Origin of the sequence: Muricoccus vinaceus, from assembly GCF_042433125.1 — a bacterium.
Classification (GTDB): Bacteria; Pseudomonadota; Alphaproteobacteria; order Acetobacterales; family Acetobacteraceae; genus Roseomonas; species Roseomonas vinacea.
Window position 1 is genome coordinate 117,791 of the sequence record NZ_JBHLVZ010000019.1, and the last position, 15,718, is coordinate 133,508.

Annotated in this window: 14 protein-coding genes; 4 read left to right on the forward strand and 10 right to left on the reverse strand. The window is 65.9% G+C overall.

Features of this window, described 5'->3' with window-relative positions:
• Positions 1-30: 30 nt before the first annotated feature.
• The 5 genes from ACFFIC_RS10400 to ACFFIC_RS10420 form a co-directional block, all read right to left on the reverse strand.
• Entirely contained in the window at positions 31-831 is an 801-nt protein-coding gene (locus ACFFIC_RS10400; RefSeq protein ID WP_377050095.1) for an IclR family transcriptional regulator, read from the reverse strand.
• 338 nt (positions 832-1,169) lie between these two features.
• Complete coding sequence (locus ACFFIC_RS10405; RefSeq protein ID WP_377050096.1) at positions 1,170-1,934, reverse strand: glycerophosphodiester phosphodiesterase family protein; 765 nt, start codon at positions 1,932-1,934, stop codon at positions 1,170-1,172.
• 214 nt (positions 1,935-2,148) lie between these two features.
• Positions 2,149-2,457, reverse strand: a complete 309-nt coding sequence (locus ACFFIC_RS10410) for an ABC transporter permease subunit (RefSeq protein ID WP_377050097.1) — start codon at positions 2,455-2,457, stop codon at positions 2,149-2,151.
• Positions 2,400-2,810, reverse strand: coding sequence for an ABC transporter permease (locus ACFFIC_RS10415; protein ID WP_377050098.1), 411 nt, complete (start codon positions 2,808-2,810; stop codon positions 2,400-2,402). Before ACFFIC_RS10415 ends, ACFFIC_RS10410 begins: the two co-directional genes overlap by 58 nt.
• Complete coding sequence (locus ACFFIC_RS10420; RefSeq protein ID WP_377050099.1) at positions 2,807-2,980, reverse strand: hypothetical protein; 174 nt, start codon at positions 2,978-2,980, stop codon at positions 2,807-2,809. Before ACFFIC_RS10420 ends, ACFFIC_RS10415 begins: the two co-directional genes overlap by 4 nt.
• A gap of 141 nt (positions 2,981-3,121) precedes the next feature.
• Here ACFFIC_RS10420 and ACFFIC_RS10425 point away from each other — a divergent pair, with 141 nt between their 5' ends.
• Positions 3,122-4,339, forward strand: coding sequence for an MFS transporter (locus ACFFIC_RS10425; protein ID WP_377050100.1), 1,218 nt, complete (start codon positions 3,122-3,124; stop codon positions 4,337-4,339).
• Between the two features lie 33 nt (positions 4,340-4,372).
• Here ACFFIC_RS10425 and ACFFIC_RS10430 read toward each other — a convergent pair whose 3' ends face one another.
• The gene (locus tag ACFFIC_RS10430) at positions 4,373-5,116 is read right to left on the reverse strand and encodes a DNA polymerase III subunit epsilon (protein WP_377050101.1); all 744 of its coding nucleotides are present in this window, start codon (positions 5,114-5,116) and stop codon (positions 4,373-4,375) included.
• A gap of 181 nt (positions 5,117-5,297) precedes the next feature.
• The gene (locus ACFFIC_RS10435) at positions 5,298-6,941 is read right to left on the reverse strand and encodes a Na+/H+ antiporter (protein WP_377050102.1); all 1,644 of its coding nucleotides are present in this window, start codon (positions 6,939-6,941) and stop codon (positions 5,298-5,300) included.
• Positions 6,942-7,179: 238 nt separating this feature from the next.
• On the opposite strand from ACFFIC_RS10435, the gene ACFFIC_RS10440 reads away from it, so the two are divergent.
• Positions 7,180-7,431, forward strand: coding sequence for a hypothetical protein (locus ACFFIC_RS10440; RefSeq protein ID WP_377050103.1), 252 nt, complete (start codon positions 7,180-7,182; stop codon positions 7,429-7,431).
• A 715-nt stretch (positions 7,432-8,146) separates the two neighbouring features.
• Here ACFFIC_RS10440 and ACFFIC_RS10445 read toward each other — a convergent pair.
• Positions 8,147-8,299 (reverse strand): hypothetical protein, encoded by a 153-nt coding sequence (locus ACFFIC_RS10445; RefSeq protein WP_377050104.1) that lies wholly within the window; start codon positions 8,297-8,299, stop codon positions 8,147-8,149.
• Positions 8,300-9,027: 728 nt separating this feature from the next.
• Here ACFFIC_RS10445 and ACFFIC_RS10450 point away from each other — a divergent pair.
• Entirely contained in the window at positions 9,028-9,924 is an 897-nt protein-coding gene (locus ACFFIC_RS10450; protein WP_377050105.1) for a DMT family transporter, read from the forward strand.
• 214 nt (positions 9,925-10,138) lie between these two features.
• On the opposite strand, the gene ACFFIC_RS10455 is transcribed toward ACFFIC_RS10450, so the two are convergent.
• Positions 10,139-11,377, reverse strand: coding sequence for an MFS transporter (locus tag ACFFIC_RS10455; RefSeq protein WP_377050106.1), 1,239 nt, complete (start codon positions 11,375-11,377; stop codon positions 10,139-10,141).
• Positions 11,378-11,739: 362 nt separating this feature from the next.
• On the opposite strand from ACFFIC_RS10455, the gene ACFFIC_RS10460 reads away from it, so the two are divergent.
• Positions 11,740-12,645: a hypothetical protein gene (locus tag ACFFIC_RS10460; RefSeq protein ID WP_377050107.1), complete on the forward strand. Its 906-nt coding sequence runs from the start codon at positions 11,740-11,742 to the stop codon at positions 12,643-12,645.
• 280 nt (positions 12,646-12,925) lie between these two features.
• Here the strand turns inward: ACFFIC_RS10460 and ACFFIC_RS10465 are convergent, their stop codons facing one another.
• On the reverse strand, positions 12,926-14,788 hold the full coding sequence (locus ACFFIC_RS10465) for a glycoside hydrolase family 2 protein (protein ID WP_377050108.1): 1,863 nt from the start codon (positions 14,786-14,788) through the stop codon (positions 12,926-12,928).
• Positions 14,789-15,718: the final 930 nt, after the last annotated feature.

The window sequence follows — 15,718 nt, forward strand, 5'->3', positions numbered from 1 at the left end:
CCGTTCCTCAGCACCAGGCCGGGGCGCACCCTAGCGATGTAGCGGCCTGCCAACCCGCCGCGCATCCGGTTTGTGCATCCCGTGCCCTAGCGCGGTGGAGGCCGCCTCTCCCGCGGCGCGCAGGCGAAAAGCCGTCGGTCCGTCCGGCGTGATATCGATGTGCCCTGCGGCGCCGAGGGTGGTCATGGCCGCTGCCAGCTCGCCCGCATGATCGAACACGGGCACGGACAGGGCGGCGAAGCCTGCGTTCAGCAGCCCGTCCGTGATCGCGATCCCGCGGCGCCGCACGGCATCGACCTCGCGCCGGAGACCCTGCACGGGCGGACCGGCCTCGGGAAGGAAGGCCAGGAAGATACGCCCCGATGCGGATCGGTCCAGCGGCAGCGCGAAACCGAGGCGAATGGCAAGCGAAACGCCGCGCCTCCCGTCCAGGCGCGACACGATGACGGGCGACTGCCCGGACCACACGGAGAGGTGCACCGCCTCGCCCGTCTCGTCGCGGAAGCTGCGCATGGCCTCCAGCGCCGCCTCGCGCACGTCGAGCCGGCCCAGGGCCGCGAGGCCGAGGGAGAGGGCGCGCGGGCCGAGGTCGTAGCGTCCGCCCTCCTCCACCTGGGTCACCAGGCCGACGGCGCGCAGGCTAGCGAGATAGGCATGAGCGCGGCTCGGCGGCATGCCTGCGGCGGCGGCCAGTTCCTTCAGCGTCACCGGGCCGTCCGCCGCTTCGAGCGCCTCGATCAGCCGGAAGCCGATCACCACGGACTGGATGGAACGCTGCTCCGGGCCCGTTCCCACATCGGTCGCAACCCGCCTGGAATCTTGTGCTGACATGAACGTATCAAGGGACTGGCAGGGGCACCCGTCAATTCCCGAGGCCTCTTTACGGAAGGTGGCGGGCTGTTCGCCGGATGGGTCCGGTCACGGTCTCCGTGGCATCCCCGCTAAGGCGCCCCCTTCCGCGGCGATCCTCTCCGGCGGCGGCGCGGGACGCCTCCCGGCGTTGCCGGAGCATCTGCATAGGGGAAAACCAACGGCTTTTCGGTGAATCGTTCGTCGCCGTTATGCGGCATGACCAGCGCCCTGGTTCCCCTCGATGCCGTCGGACCGCACGTGGCGGCGGCCAGCGAGCCTGGGGCACGGCCTGCCCCTCACCGCCACCGAGGCATCCATCACACCGGACCGTTCGGAGGCGGATCGGGAGGCTGAACAGGCGGGGCAAAACGATCCGGCCGGTCCGTCGTGATCAGCGTCACAGGAGCTTCAAGCCAGCGCTCGATCTCTCCTGGCTCGTTGATGACCCAAGCGCCAAGCCGGGCGCTTCCAACCCGTTGCAGCAGCCTTTCCATCTCCTGCGCCAGAAGGAGGTGGTGAACGGCAACATAGTCCGTTCCGAGCTCATCCAAGCTATCCAGCACCACGTCCAGACATCCCAGCTTCTCCGCAGACGAACCGCTGATTGAAGCGAGCAGGCGGCTATCCGGAGCAGCGGCGCGAAGACGCCGCAGGACGTCGGGCCAGAAGGAAGTGAGGACCGTGCGCCCGCCCAGGCCACGCCGGCGGATATGATCCACCACATGGTCTTCGAGGCCCGGATATGGAACTCCTTCTGGATCCACCTTCAGCTCGATGTGCAGCTCCACTCCGGATGGTGCGAGCACGTCCAGCACTTCGTCCAGCGACGGAATTCCCTCTTCGCTGCCGGTGAGGCGGATGCCGCGCAGTTCGGCCATGCTGTGGGCGGCCACCGGGCCCTTGCCATCGGTCGTGCGGTCGAGGGTTGGATCGTGAATGACGGCAAGATTTCCGTCACGGGTGGGGTGCACATCGAACTCCACCCCGGCCACGCCAAGGCCGAGCACCTTCCGGAACCCCGTCAGGCCGTTCTCCGGCCAGAGGTCACGGGCGCCGCGATGGCCGATGATGCGCTTGGTCATTCGGGTCATTTGCCGGACTCGATCAGTCCCTTCACGAACCAGCGTTGCGGCAGCAGCACGACGGCGACCGGCGGCAGCATGACGAGCAGGGCAGCATTCATTGTCAGGTTCCAGGCGGGGATGGAATCCCGTGTGGCACCAGTTGCCTGATGCTGACCACCACGGTCGTCATCGTTGGCTCAGTGGTGAAGAGCAGGGGTCATAGATACTGGTTTCATCCGAACAAAAAGAAGATGATGCACAGGGCCGCCAGGTTCGGACGCGACATGGGCAGCAGGATCGTCCCGAAGAAACGCAGGGGCGAGGCACCGTCCATGCGCGCAGCGTCGCAGAGTTCATCCGGGATCGTCAGGAAGAACTGGCGGAACAGAAAGGTGGCGGTGGCCGAGGCCATCAATGGAAAGATGAGGCCTACGTAGGAGTTCAGCAGGCTCCAGTTTGCCGACACTTCCGGGCGCCAGCCTGTTATGGCCTGCACGAGCCCGTCTTGGCCGCTCGGCTCCACGAGCAGGCGTAAGGGCATGAGCATGTCGGGATGGCCTCAAAGGTGGTCACGATCCGCACCTCCACCGGCAGCATGCGGGACAGGAAGATGAGCCAGAACACGGCGCCGCGAAACCGGAAGCGGAAATAGGTGATCGCGAAGGCTGAGAGCAGCGAGATGGTGAGCTTCCCGACCGCAATGCCGAGCGCGACGGTCGCCGAGTTCAACAGCAACCGGCCCAGCCCGATGCAGGTCCAGACGGCCTGGGCGTTCTCGATGAAGGCACTGCCGGGCAGAAGGGGTAAGGGCGCCTGCTGCACCTCCGCCGTGGTGAGTGAACCCGCCACCAGCGCATAATAAAGCAGCATGCAGGTCAGCAGGGCCGCGATCACGAGGATCGCGTGACGGAAAGGCGGAGCGATTCGCGGTACCCGGCGCTGCGCAGAAGGTCGGTGATGTTCTCCAATCCGACACAATGCACCTCCTGTTCGAAGGGGTCCTGCAGCAGAAAGGCCTGGGCAAGGCCGCGATGGCGGCTGAGGTGCCACCGTCTTCGGATCAAGAATCCGGACGCATCCGGCTATCACACGGCTTCTGGTGCGGGTTGGCACCTAGGCGCGCTAACCCACCCCCTGCACAATCCGGAGGAGGCCCGGCATCGTCAAAGACCGGGGAGGCGAGAGGGTGGAAGCAGGAATTGAGATTGCCTTTATGGGTCAGCGCCCTGGTCGCCACCTCGATCGTCCAGACCGTCAGTTCCTTCTCCTCCCTTGCCGTTCCCTTGTTGGGCCCGCCGCTGATGGCGCGTGCCGGACTGGCACCGGAAAGCATTGGCTTGGTTTCTGCGCTGACCTCCGCAGGAATCTGCTGGTGCCTCGCCTGCGGTGGGCCGATGTTGAGCCACCATGGACCGGTGCGCACCTTGCAGATCGGTTTGGCCTGCATGGCTTTCGGTCTTTTCACCCTCTCGCAACCGCTGGGCCTTTTCGGCCTCCTCGGCGCCTTGGCCATCGGCTTCGGAACGGGCCACAACACCCCGGCGGGTAGCCAGATTCTGGTTCGTACCGCCCCGCTGCGGCACCGAACCTTGATCTTCTCGATCAAGCAGGCAGGCGTTCCCCTGGGTGGCGCACTGGCAGGGCTCCTGGTGGCACCGCTGGTGCTGGCGCTGGGACTTTCCAACGCGCTCTGGGCCATTATCGGCGTCGCCCTGCTGACGATGCTGGCGGTGCAGCCCTTCCGCCGTCGGCTGGACGGCGACAGAGCGCCGAGCGGGCAGAGCTGGGGGCGCGCGCTGCTTTCCCTCGCTGCCCTGGCGCGCTCCGTCGCCGTTCTTCGGGCGCATCCGTCCTTGCCGCTTCTGACCGCGTTCGGTGCTTCCTTCTCGATCCTTCAGTCCTGTCTCATGACGTTCACGGCTACCTACGCCATCACCCACCATGGCGCCTCGCTGGCCGAGGCCGGGCGGATCGTTGCGGTGATGCAGCTGGCCAGCATGGTTGGCCGCATTGTCCTGGGGTGGTTGGCGGACCGGGTGGGCCACGCACTTCGGCATCTCGCCCTGCAGGCGGTCGCCTCCGCCGCGGCGGTTGGACTGCTGATCGCGGTGGGTGGCCAGGGCGCGTGGGCCCTCTATGGATGCGCGGCGCTGGTGGGGGTCACCGCCATCGGCTGGAACGGCGTGCACATGGCAGAACTGGCCCGCGTGGCACCGCTGCCTATGGTCAGCGACGTGACATCCGCTGCTGGCCTCTTCGGCTTTCTCGGGTCAATCTGCGGGCCACTGGCTTTCACGCTGCTCGTAGGCCTGACGGGAAGCTATGATCTCGCCTTTGCCGTCATGGCAGTCCAGCTTGCTGCGTTCGCGCTGGTCAGCGTGGTCGTGCTGAGGCGTGATGACCAGAAGCGGAACCCTTCCTGACAGCGCCTGATATGAGGCCGTGCGTCGCTGGCGTTACACTCCCAGTCGCATTTGCTGTGGTGCTGCTGCACTGCCTCCGCGGCGAACCAATTCGGCACGGGCGGTGAACATCATGTCCGGGTTGTGCCCGAACTCCCCGTCCAGCACGCGCCGGAGCTGAGCCTCATCCAGCTCAACCCAGCGCCGCCCGCGGAGGGCTCCGCTTGGCACACGGACGAGCAGAGCCGGCTCCTCGGACCAAGCGAACAACTGGTCCATGCTCGCCAGGACCAGCATGTCGCGTAGATGGTGCGCTGTTACATAGGCGTCCGGTCCAGCCCGATGCGCGGGCAACCCTGTCGCACGGTCCAGCCCCGATGGCCGACGCCAGTAGCGCAAGCCTTGGTTGGAGTGCGATGGCGCGTCGGGCCAAAGCCGCAGCGCGCACTTGTAGGTGCAGATCCAGCGCGCCCTCCCGGTCAGCTGCGGTGTGCACCACCGTTTTTCGAAAGCCGCGCGATGCGCCGCCAGCGCCATCACGCCCTCGGCCTGCAGGATCTCCGGTGCCGTTTCGGCCCAGCCCGGCGCTTCCACCACGTCCTCGTCGATGATGTGGTGGATGGCAGAGGTGACGGCGGAGATAGGACATCCCGGCTGGATCAGGCGTGCCCCGGGGCCAGCCGGCAAGTACCAAACCCCGTCGGCGTCCTGGACCACGTCCTGCCACCCGACCTCCACCACGCCGCCGTTGGTGAAGCTGTCCCCCGTCGTTTCGAGGTCGATGACGCGCAGACGCACTTCACCTCTTCCATGGCCTTCCTTCATTTTCCCTATATGGGCTGATGGCGGCATAGTGGAGGCGGGGAGCCCAAAGGGCATGAAGGTTCTTGCCCATCGTGCCAAGGAGAGAACCCCGGCTGAGGCTTGGATGTCCCTCGCTCGCTCCCGGTGCGGCGCTGCCAGCCATTCGGTCAGACGCTCAGTTGCTGTAACGCACCTCAAGAAGGTCTATCTCGTGCATCAGCTGCCGCGCCGTCTCGCCATTGATCCCCTTGGCGCGGCGCAGCGCGAGGATGGCGCTCCGCTCCGCCTTCAGCGCGGCCACCAGCATTGTTCGTTCTGCCGCCTCGCTCTGGCGGGCCAGCGCGCCCGTCTCCGCATCATGCTCCCCGCTCCGGTGATCGATCCGGGAGCGGTAAAACTCCATGATGCGAGCGGCTGCCGCGACGATGATGTCCGCATCAGGCCGCCCTTCCGACATCTCGTGCTGGACGCGTTCCACGGCCACTATCGCCGCCTTGGCCGAAGCGACGCGTGCGCGGTCCTCCTCCTCCGCATGGCTGACGTCCGCGGGCATCTCCAATCCCTTGAGGAGGAGCGGCAGGCCCGCGCTGGCCGCGACCAGCGACAGGATGATCACACCCATCGCGAGCAGAATGGCCAGGTCCCGTGCTGGAAACGGCGTGCCGTCCGCCAGTGCCAGGGGCAAGGTGAGAATGCCGGCCAAGGTGATGGCGCCTCGCACTCCCGCCAGGGAAGTGGCAACAACCAGCCGCCAATGCGGCCGCGTCATGTTCTCCCCGCGCAGGCTGGCTCGGAACAGGGTGAAGGTCAGCGACACCCAGACCCAGAGCAGCCGCAGCATCGCGAGCGCCAGGGTAATCAGGGCAATGTAGACGAGTAGCCACCAGGGCTCATGATGCCCTGTTACTCTGACCGTATCTGCCGCACCGTCCAAGATGCCCGGAAGCTGCTCCCCCAGGAGCACGAAGATGATGCCGTTGGCGGAAAACTGGATCGTATCCCAAACTGTGTTCTGCTGTACCCGCGTGGAGGCCAGGGTCGGTCTGCGCGCATCGGCGACGCTCATGGTGACGCCGGCCGATACGGCGGCGAGAATTCCCGAGCAATGGAGGTGCTCTGCCAGCAAGTAGGAGCCGAAGGGGATCAACAGGCCGATGATGATCTGCGTTCCTGCCTCTTCCCCGATGCGAAGGGCAAGCCAAACCTTGGCGCGGGTCACTGCCAGCGTTACGGCTAGACCCACCCCGATGCCGCCCAGCGCGACCCAGAAGAAGCTCAGCGTCGCGTCATAGAGGGAGAAGGTTCCCGTCATTGCTGCCGCCACGGCGAAGCGGAGGCACACAAGGCCGGATGCATCGTTGAGCAGGGACTCCCCTTCCAAGATATGCATCAGGCGCTTGGGGATGGGCACGCGTGCGGCGATGGAGGTCACGGCGATCGGGTCGGTGGGCGAGAGAACGGCCGCCAGCGCGAAGGCGACCGGCAGAGGCATCGCCGGCACCAGCCAGTTGATGAAAAAGCCCACGCCGACAACGGTGAAGATGACCAGCCCCAGAGCCAACTCCAGGATGGTGCCAGCATCCCGTAGCATCTCCTCTTTCGGAATCCGCCAGCCATCCAGGAAGAGAAGCGGAGGTAGAAAGAGGAGAAAGAAGACTTCCGGGTTCAACTCCACCCGCAGGTTCGCCGCCAGCCCGACGAGCCCACCGAGTGCAATTTGGATGAGTGGTCTGGGGATCGCCCATGGGAGAGCTCTCGCGATCCAGCTGCTCATGACGACCACGAGTAGAAGAACCAAAACGATCGTGACTGCTTCCAAAGGCGATCCACCCTGCTTTCAGATCCGGATGCGGACGCTAGTGGCTCCGTGTCGGGCTGGCCATGCTCTTTGCGGCGCGCGGGGAAGCCGACGGCGCCAGGCGGTGTTCGCCACCGCACAGGGGCCTCGCTGGGCGGCGATTAAGGCAAATGGTCACAGATCCGGCGATAAGCCGCCATGGTCGGAGCCGATACCTCTCTCACTGGACCCGCCGGTATGGGCCAGCATGGAGAGAACGGTGGAAGACTTCGGTTCGAGCATCGAGACTTACGGCCGATCGGGCGATCGCAAGCTGCTTGGCCTCGTCGGCATGGTGTCGTCCCTGGCTGTGGCAGTCGGTCTCTACGCAGCGGTTGGTTTCGCTCAGCCCGTTCGTCACATCCAGTCCCAGGGCAGTATGGCGGCACTGCTTGGGAGTGCGGACGGCCCCGGCGGCGCTGCTTCGCTGGCGCCTGCCCTGCAGGCTTCAGGGTTCCGCCGCGAAGGCTGATAACCGGTCACCTCGGTTCAGGCACCGGTGCGGCTGGATAGGCGCATGTGGATGCTGGACGGGGCGTGCAGGCGCCTAACCGGGCTTGATCGAGAAGAGTTGGCGCGCCTCGCAGTTAGATCGGGACGTGCGCCTGGCCATCAGGGAAGAGCGGGCCGGCCCACAGTGCCCATATCCACCTTGCTCCCTCTCCGCTGATGGCGCGTGCGGCCGCCTGCGTGGACACGCCAGGCTCCTTGGTGGCCTCCGACAGGGTCGCCGTGCGCATCCGGAACTCGAACACCAGTAGACCATCGGCCGCGAGGGCCTGGCGGAAATCGAGCCGATCCAACTCTGTCCGGGTAAGATGGGATCGGCACAACTGCTCCAATCCCTGGTGCTGAACAGCGCCTCGTCGGCGTCGAGGCGCCGGACCCTTCGGCGCGCGGCCTTCTGAGCGGGGTTGTTCCTGGCCTGGCGGATCATGGCGCGAATGGCGTCCGGCTCACCAAACGCTCATCACCGGAGCGGCAGAGACGGAGCTGGATGGCGGATGCATCGGGCGATCGCCGCGGCTGACGTCCTTGCGCCAACGGTGGTCGGTGCCATCCTGGGCGGTAGGGCTCTGACGATCGGCTTTCCCTCCGCGCGGCAAAGGCGCCTTTGCGACGGAAAGGCCTGCGCCTTTGTCGGTCATCACGGATCAGCCATGGCAGCACCCCGGGCCACCATCGAATCAGCCGTTCAGATCGAGCGTTACTCCCCCGAGTTGGGACGGCTTGAACTCAGGTGAGGCATCCCAGGCCTTCCACAGCTTGGACTGCTCCATCGGCGCGCTGGCGCTGGTCTGGGCATCTGCCAGGTAGCGCACCAGAAGGCTGAGTTGCATCGCGGATAGAGGTTACGGCCAGATCAGAACGGAGGCGGATTTTTCCTAACTTATGGTTGTATCACCGCTCCGTGAGAGTTAACGGTGGAGTGGCCGGGATTGCTGCGCCGGCCGCCGATGGAGAGGGGATGCTCCAGCGGCGGGTTGATCCGTAATGGACTGATCTCGGCGGAGTGGGGGTTGCTCCGTTGAACTGCTTGACGGGCGTGTGATTGATGAGCCGGGGAGGGGGTTTCTCCGGTACTTGCTTGCATCGCAACTTCTTGCCGTTCGGCATCGAGAAAGCCACTGTCCGTCTGCTTGGTGGGCAGTGGCTTTATCGGCAGCCCTGATTGCTGCGGCGTTTCCAGCGGCGAACTGCACCGGACTTGAGCATCCCTTTTGCTCCATTCACGGGGCATTGGAATGCTCCGCAACGAGGGCGCGAAGAAGTTCGCCGCCTTGCTTATTAAGTCCCGCGGGACATTTCGACTCGGACCCATGCGACTGTGGCCTGGTCCTGAAATGGCCCGGGATCCGGCTGCCGATTGGCTGGGTGAAAGCGTGGGTGGACCGGCTGTAGGCAGAAGCCACCACAGGTGACAATCGGGCAGTTCGACGGCAGTTGATCCACCCGGCACATCGATCCTGCCTTGCGGGCTTTGCAGCACCATTCCGTCTCGCTAGTGCTGCGGGTCGGTTCCCCCCTCATCGCGGGTGAGAAGGACCGCGAAGGGTGGAGTATCGCCGTGTCCGTATTGCTTCGGCTGGGCGTCATGCCCACCGGCGCCACCGGCGGTGTCGCCATGATGCTGCTTGGCGTCCTGCTGTTCGCCGTCAACGACACACTCGGCAAGTGGCTGGTGGGCGCTTACACGGTTGGGCAGTTGTTGTTGGTGCGCAGCATTGCCGGACTCTGCGCCATGGCGCCCTTCATCCTCAGGGCCGGTCCCTATGCCTTTCTCCAGGCGCCTCGACCGGGATTGCAACTGCTGCGCGTGGTGTTCTCCACGATGGAGGGGGCGCTCTTCTTCTGGGCTCTCGCTGAACTGCCCCTGGCAGAGGTGATGACCTACTATATGGCGGGCCCGATCTACGTGACCGCCCTGTCCCCCTTCCTGCTCGGCGAGCGGGTAGGCTGGCGCCGCTGGACGGCCGTGGCGGTGGGCTTCGGCGGCGTGGTGATCGCCCTGCATCCCTCACCGGCATCGCTGTCCCTTGGCGCAGTCTGCGCCCTGGCCGGCAGCTTCAGCTACGCCCTTTTCATGATCGCCACCCGGAAGCTGGCGGGAACGCCCGGGGCGGTGTTGATGACGGCGCAGCTTCTGGCTGCGCTTCTCTTCGGCTGCGCGCTGGTGATGACCGGAGGCTGGACGCCGCCAGAACCCCTGGACCTCGTACTGATGCTCTTTCTTGGCATCGGCTCGCTCGGCGGCAATCTCTGCGTCAACCAGTCGCTGCGATTGGCGCCGGCCTCCGTTGTCGTGCCCTACCAGTACACGCTGATCCTCTGGGGCATGCTGTTCGGCTATATCTTCTTTGGTGAGGTGATCGGGCCACTGACCATGGCCGGAGCCGTCATCATCATCGGTGCCGGCCTCTTCATCTTCCTGCGCGAGCAGCGCCTGCGCCGGGAGGCGCGCTGATCGGGCCGTGCGCTTGACGTGACGAGCCTCCTCCAAGCGCGAACCGTCAACATACGGCATGTCGAAAGACGGTTCCGCCCGTGCCGGGCCGCCGCGCCTCCTGCTGAGGTCACGCGGCCGAGCGCGTCCGATCGCTTCTCTGCAGCGTGCCGCCACCGGTGCCCAGGGCCATGAGGTGCGGCGTAGGCAGGCGGGCAGCCCCGGTGCAGTCTGTTTAGGCGCGCGGTGCTCCGGAACCATCTCCCTTGCGGGCAAACCACCGGTCGCAGAGGGCCATCAGCACCGTCAGCGTCATGAAACCCACGGCGGCGCCAAAGATCCAGCGCGGTGCCCCGTGATCAAGGATCCAGCCGAACAGAAGCGGCCCAATGGCCCCGCCGACATTGAAGCCGGTGGAAACGATGCCGAAGGCCCGTCCTGCCCCTCCGGGTGGCGCTGCGGCCTGCACCATCATGTCCCGCGACGGAGCGATGGCGCCGGACAAGAACCCCGCAGCACCGAGGGCGAACATCAGCGCCACAGCTCCGAGGTCTGCGACAGCGACGAACAGGGTGAGCAGCGCCGTAAGCGCAAAGGCAGCGGCAGCAACATCACCGTGCCGCCGGGTCCGATCCGCCAGAAAACCGCCCATCAGCACGCCGAAGGCGCTTAGCATCAGGAACGCTGTCAGGGCGGCATTTGCCTGGGTGAGGCTCACCCCGTAGCCGTTGACCAGGGCGGCAACCGAGAAGTTCTGGATGGCACCGTTGGACAAGCTCAGCAGGGCGAAGAACACGGTCAGCGAGCCAATGGCGAGGGTGAACACCGAGCCGCCCGTTGTGTTTGGCCCGCCTGCAAAGCGACCCTGGGCACTGGTCCGGCTTTGATCCTCCGCCGCGGGGACGCGCATCGGCAGGATGACGCCAACCAGCAGAATCCCTGCAAGTCCCACCACACCCAACGCCAGGCCGGGCCCGGCAAGAAGGGCAAGGCCAATCAGAACCGCAGGAGCAATGGCGGTGCCGAGATAACCAGCAAAGGTATGCAGGGAGAAGGCTCGGCCGAGCTGCGCCTTGGGAATGCCGGCGGAGAGCAGGGCATAATCCGCCGGGTGGAAGGCGCCGTTGGCGAGCCCCGCCATCGCTGCGCCGACAAGCAGCCAAGCATAGGTCCCGACCAGGCCGATGGACAGCAGAGCCAGTCCTCCAAGGCCCAGGCCTGCCGCGAGCACGCGCTGAGCACCGATGCGGTCCACCAGGAAACCGATCGGCGCCTGCGCCACAGCCGAGACAACGTTGAAAACCGTCAGGGCGAGGCCGAGCTCAACAAAGCCCACCTGCAGACTGTCCCGTAAGAAGGGAAAAAGGGGCGGAAGGGCAAGGATATAGACGTGGCTGACAAGATGGGCCAACGATACCAGCAGAAGCAGCCGTTTCCCCCCGGCGGGCCGCTCGCTCCCTTGGTGCAGATGCACGTCTCTGCCTGCCGCCCCTGAATGGACTCGGCGCGACAACAATGGCGTTTCCCCTCGATTTTTTGAGCCTTGGTTCGGCTGGGTTCTGGTGCAGGTATATGGGTCCCACAGGTCGTATGCCGATGCAAACATCCAAGTCCGAGGCGGCAACCGTGGGCGGAAATTCATCTCGATGATTCCAGCCAAGAAATCACTTCGGACAGGTGTTGAGCGTTGAGGTCGCGAAGGCCACCCTGCGCCGCGGCCGCAGTGATGGGCCGGGCCGAACAGACCGGTCTGGGCGCGCGCCGGCTCGTGCTTGAACGGGCGGCGCTGAAGGATGCGAATGGGGGCGAACTTTGCTCCTGCGGAGGAAGCCGCTGGTGACTGATGAGGCCGTGGAGTTCAGCGCGACGCAGCGGGACCCCGGCGATGGCGCGCCAGGGGCAACAGCCGCCTTCCCCTACGACCGTCTCACCGTGGAGCGCTTTCGCGAGGCATTCCCGCAGGCACGGTGGCGGGATGACCTGGGGGCCTGGTTCGTGCCGGGCACGCGGGCGGAACGACGCCTCGCCGCATGGAGGAGCCGCGAATGGCCGGGCGTCCTGGCCTATGCGGACCAGCGCGGCCGAGACGCCTTCGCCTTCGAGCCGATCACGAGCCCATACCTGGAGGCCGCCGACGGCTTCGTGGTCAGGACCCCGTATTCCCGGACCGTCATCGCCGAACTGCGGGAGGTGCCCTGGGCCCGGTGGGACCCGGCCTTGAAAGCGTGGCGGGTGCCGTTCCGGTCGCTTGAGGAGCTGCGCAGGCGCTGGCCCGCCATCGAGGGCGCGGCCCGCCTGGCCGAGCCCGAGGAGCGGCGGAAGCGCGAAGAGAGCCGCAAGGCCTCCCCTGAGCACGGGAACAGGCGTGCCGAGGCCGCCGAGCGTCGCCGGAACCGCTATCCCGTGCCGGACGATGCGCTGCCGCCACTCCACCGCGTGCTGATGACCCATGCGGGATGCGTGGTGTTCGAATCGGTCACTGGCGAGCTTGTTGAGCCCATGATCGCGACTCGCTTCTACCCCGCCGTCGCCGCTGGACCCAGTGCGCTGATCTGGGCGACCTGGCGAAGGCCCAACCATGCCGAGCTGGTTCAGGCCTGGCCCGCACGGCTACCGCCCAGCCCGGCCGAACTGGGGCGCGGTTGGTGGCAGCCGGTCATCGAGGTCTTGCGGGAGGAACGCCGCAGGGCTGCGTCTCAGGAGCGCGCAAGGGAGACGCGCCGGTCCACGCGTGGTGAGTGATGGTGTCTAGGCGGCCCCTCTGGCGCAATGACCCGCGGAAGCAAACATTGATCATCAGGATGGCCATCGCGCTGGCGACCTGCGCCGGGCATCCGGTGAGGAGCCATCCACGCCAGCTGCGAGCTGCAACCGGGCAGCGGGGGGTTAAGCCGCGATCGAGTGGCAGGGGCGGTGCTTCCGCCCGCTCAACTATGGCTCACCCCTTGTTCTGCTGGGACACCGCGCGTTCGAGGCCGGCATTGCTGCCCGCCTTCTTGCGCGAGGGATCCTCGCCGCGCGGTTATTCCTGCGTCCGGCCCGCACGCCGTCTTTCGACCTCGTGCTGGAAGATGGCGTCCAGGATCTCGCTCGGGACGGACCTGGCCGGCCGGGAGGTGATTGCGCGAATGGCGGCGATGTCCAGCTTGGGCTTGCGGGCGGCAGTCAGCAGGCCATTCGTCTCCTGCTCGGTGTCGGTGAGCTGGGTGTAACAGAAGCCCGCGATGCCCGTGCTGTCCAGCAAGGCGCCGACCAGCGCCTCGTAGAGCACCAGCAACTCCTGCGCATCGTTCGTCGTCGCATATCCATGCCAGAGCTCCCCCTCGGCAGGCTTGATGCTGAGGCCGCCGAACTCGCTGACCACCACCGGCTGCTGCTCAAAGGTCTGGCCATCCACCAGCAGGCGGTTATGCGCCGGCCGGATTGCCTCGAAGGTGCGCCGAAGTGCCTCGGCAGAGCCGTAGCGCTCGGTCAGCCTGGCCGGGTCCATGGCGTAGTCGTGCACACCGAAGATATCGCCCACCGCGTTCTGCCAGCCATCGTTGCCGATCACCGGCCGCGTGGAATCCAATGTCTTCGTCAGGTGGTACAGCGCCTTCACGTAGGCACGCTGGGCTGGATCGTGCTCAAGGTCCGGCACGCCCCAGCTCTCGTTCAATGGCACCCAGGTGATGATGCAGGGGTGGTTGTAGTCGCGCCGGACCGCTTCCGCCCATTCGCGGCACAGCCGTTCGGCAGCGCGCTCGTCAAACTGGTAGGCGTTGGCTGCCTCGCCCCAGACAAGCACGCCCAGGCGATCACACCAGTAAAGGAAGCGCGGGTCCTCGATCTTCTGGTGGATACGCACGCCGTTGAAGCCGAGTTCCTTGACGAGCTCCACCTCCCGCTGGATGGCTTCGTCGCTTGGCGGCGCGAGGTGCGAATGCGGCCAATAGTTCTGGGACAGGACCAGGCGCAGGAACAGGGGCACGCCATTCAGCAGCAGCCGGCCGTCCACGGCCTCGATCCGGCGCAGGCCGAAATAGCTTTCGACCAGGTCGAGCAAGGAGCCGTCTGCTGCGAGCAGCTCCATCGAGGCGTCGATCAGGTGGGGATGGTGAGGCGCCCAGCAAACCGCAGCGGCCCGGTGCATGCGCCGCGGCAGGACGATCTCGCGATCCAGCATGGCCTCGTCCAAGGCATAGACATCCTCCACCAGCAACTGCCCGCGAAGCGAAAGACGCAGGCGGAGGTGAGTCGCCCTGGCCGCGCGCCCGCCGACCCGCAAGCGCATCTGGACGGCGAAGCGATCCGGATCGGCAGTCCACCGGACAGTTTCGACGAAGGCCTCGCCCACCGGCTCCAGCCAGACCGGCTGCCAGATGCCCGTGGTCCGATGATACCAGATCTCTGCTGGCTCGGGCTCCCAGTATTGCTTTCCGCGCGGTTGGGTCAGATCCAGCGGATCGTCGTGAGCGCGCACGACGATGACCTGTTCTGTCTCGGGCGAGAGCCAGGCGGTGATGTCGAGGGTGAAAGGGGTATGTCCTCCCTCGTGACGTCCGGCGAACTGGCCATTGACCCAGACCTGAGCCTCGTAGTCGACCGCGCCGAAGGTCAGGTGCAGTCGAGGCGCTCGCCCGATTGGGGGAATCTCGAACAAGCGGCGGTACCAGACGACGGGGTGGTAGCCTCGCTCCTGGATGCCGCTCGCCAGGGATTCAGGTGGAAAGGGGACGAGGATTTCCCGATCAAAGACGTCAGCCCGCGCTGGCCAACCCTCCAGGATGCCAAGATCCTCGTCGTCGAAGGCGAAGCCCCAGGGGCCTCGTAGATCGGTCCAGCCGGGCCGGCGGAACTGGGCTTGAGGGTGCTGAGCCAGTGCCCGATCAACGGTTGCGTCCAACGTGAGAATCCTTAAGGGAGGGCGTAGGCTTGTGGACGGATCGTGCGCGAAGTTCCTGCGACGGGCTGGCAGACTGGCATCGAAGGCCGCTTGTGAATGGACAGGGCCGGAAATGCACCACTGGTACCAACGCCCCAGCGTTATACGCTCATTCCAGTCGGTCGTGTGATGCCCGCCGGGGATCACGATGCCGAATCAGCGAAACATGCGCGGCGCTCTCGCGCAACTGTTCTGGTTCGTCCGGGGCAGCGTATTCCCATCTCTCCGTGCAGCACCCGGCGAAGTGCGCGTGAGGTGCAAGCCAAGGGCGGATTGGAAGGCCGGCTTCGGCCTATGGAGATGCCCTTTCACTCAGGCGGGAAAGCCTGCCGCATCCTGCACGGCGCCATAGGCAAGTTGTTTGGCGCGAAGGCGAGCTTGGCCGCGTGACTGAGGGTGGGGCAGGATCAGAAAGCCACTTGCACGCAAGTTCCCTGCTGCCAGAGCAGGAAGGCTCCGGTCCGGGCGCGCCGGTGCTCGCCAGACGTCATCAGGCGCCGGGGGGATGGTAAAGGGCCATGGATCGTACCGGGCGCTGAGAGGAACCGTTGAGCCTGCTCGGCCGCCTCGGACCGCTGCACCTGCCGCTCTCGTCGTTGCGAGGGCCGAGGCGAGTTCTCAGCCCGGTTGTTCGGGTAACGGCTGCTCCGATGCCAGACCCCGGATAAGAGTTCGCGCCGGGCCACGCCGTAACCTGGCCGCGAAATCCAAGCCGAACTTACGGCACCAGTTCCGGATGCCTTTATGGGGAACCATGACGCCCCGCTCCGCAGAATCAGCCCGACGCCCCGCAGGCTCAAGTTGAACACGCGATAGGGTGAGAATGCACGGCTGGTAATCTCTGCCGGGAAGCGATGCCCAGGGTGGGTGGCGGGGTTTTGGGGTCATTCG

What these genes read in the sequence shown, in the direction of transcription:
- ACFFIC_RS10400 (WP_377050095.1), bottom strand. Translation starts at nt 831, where the DNA reads ATGTCAGCACAAGATTCCAGGCGGGTTGCGACCGATGTGGGAACGGGC.
- ACFFIC_RS10405 (WP_377050096.1), bottom strand. Translation starts at nt 1,934, where the DNA reads ATGACCAAGCGCATCATCGGCCATCGCGGCGCCCGTGACCTCTGGCCG.
- ACFFIC_RS10410 (WP_377050097.1), bottom strand. Translation starts at nt 2,457, where the DNA reads ATGCCCTTACGCCTGCTCGTGGAGCCGAGCGGCCAAGACGGGCTCGTG.
- ACFFIC_RS10445 (WP_377050104.1), bottom strand. Translation starts at nt 8,299, where the DNA reads ATGCAACTCAGCCTTCTGGTGCGCTACCTGGCAGATGCCCAGACCAGC.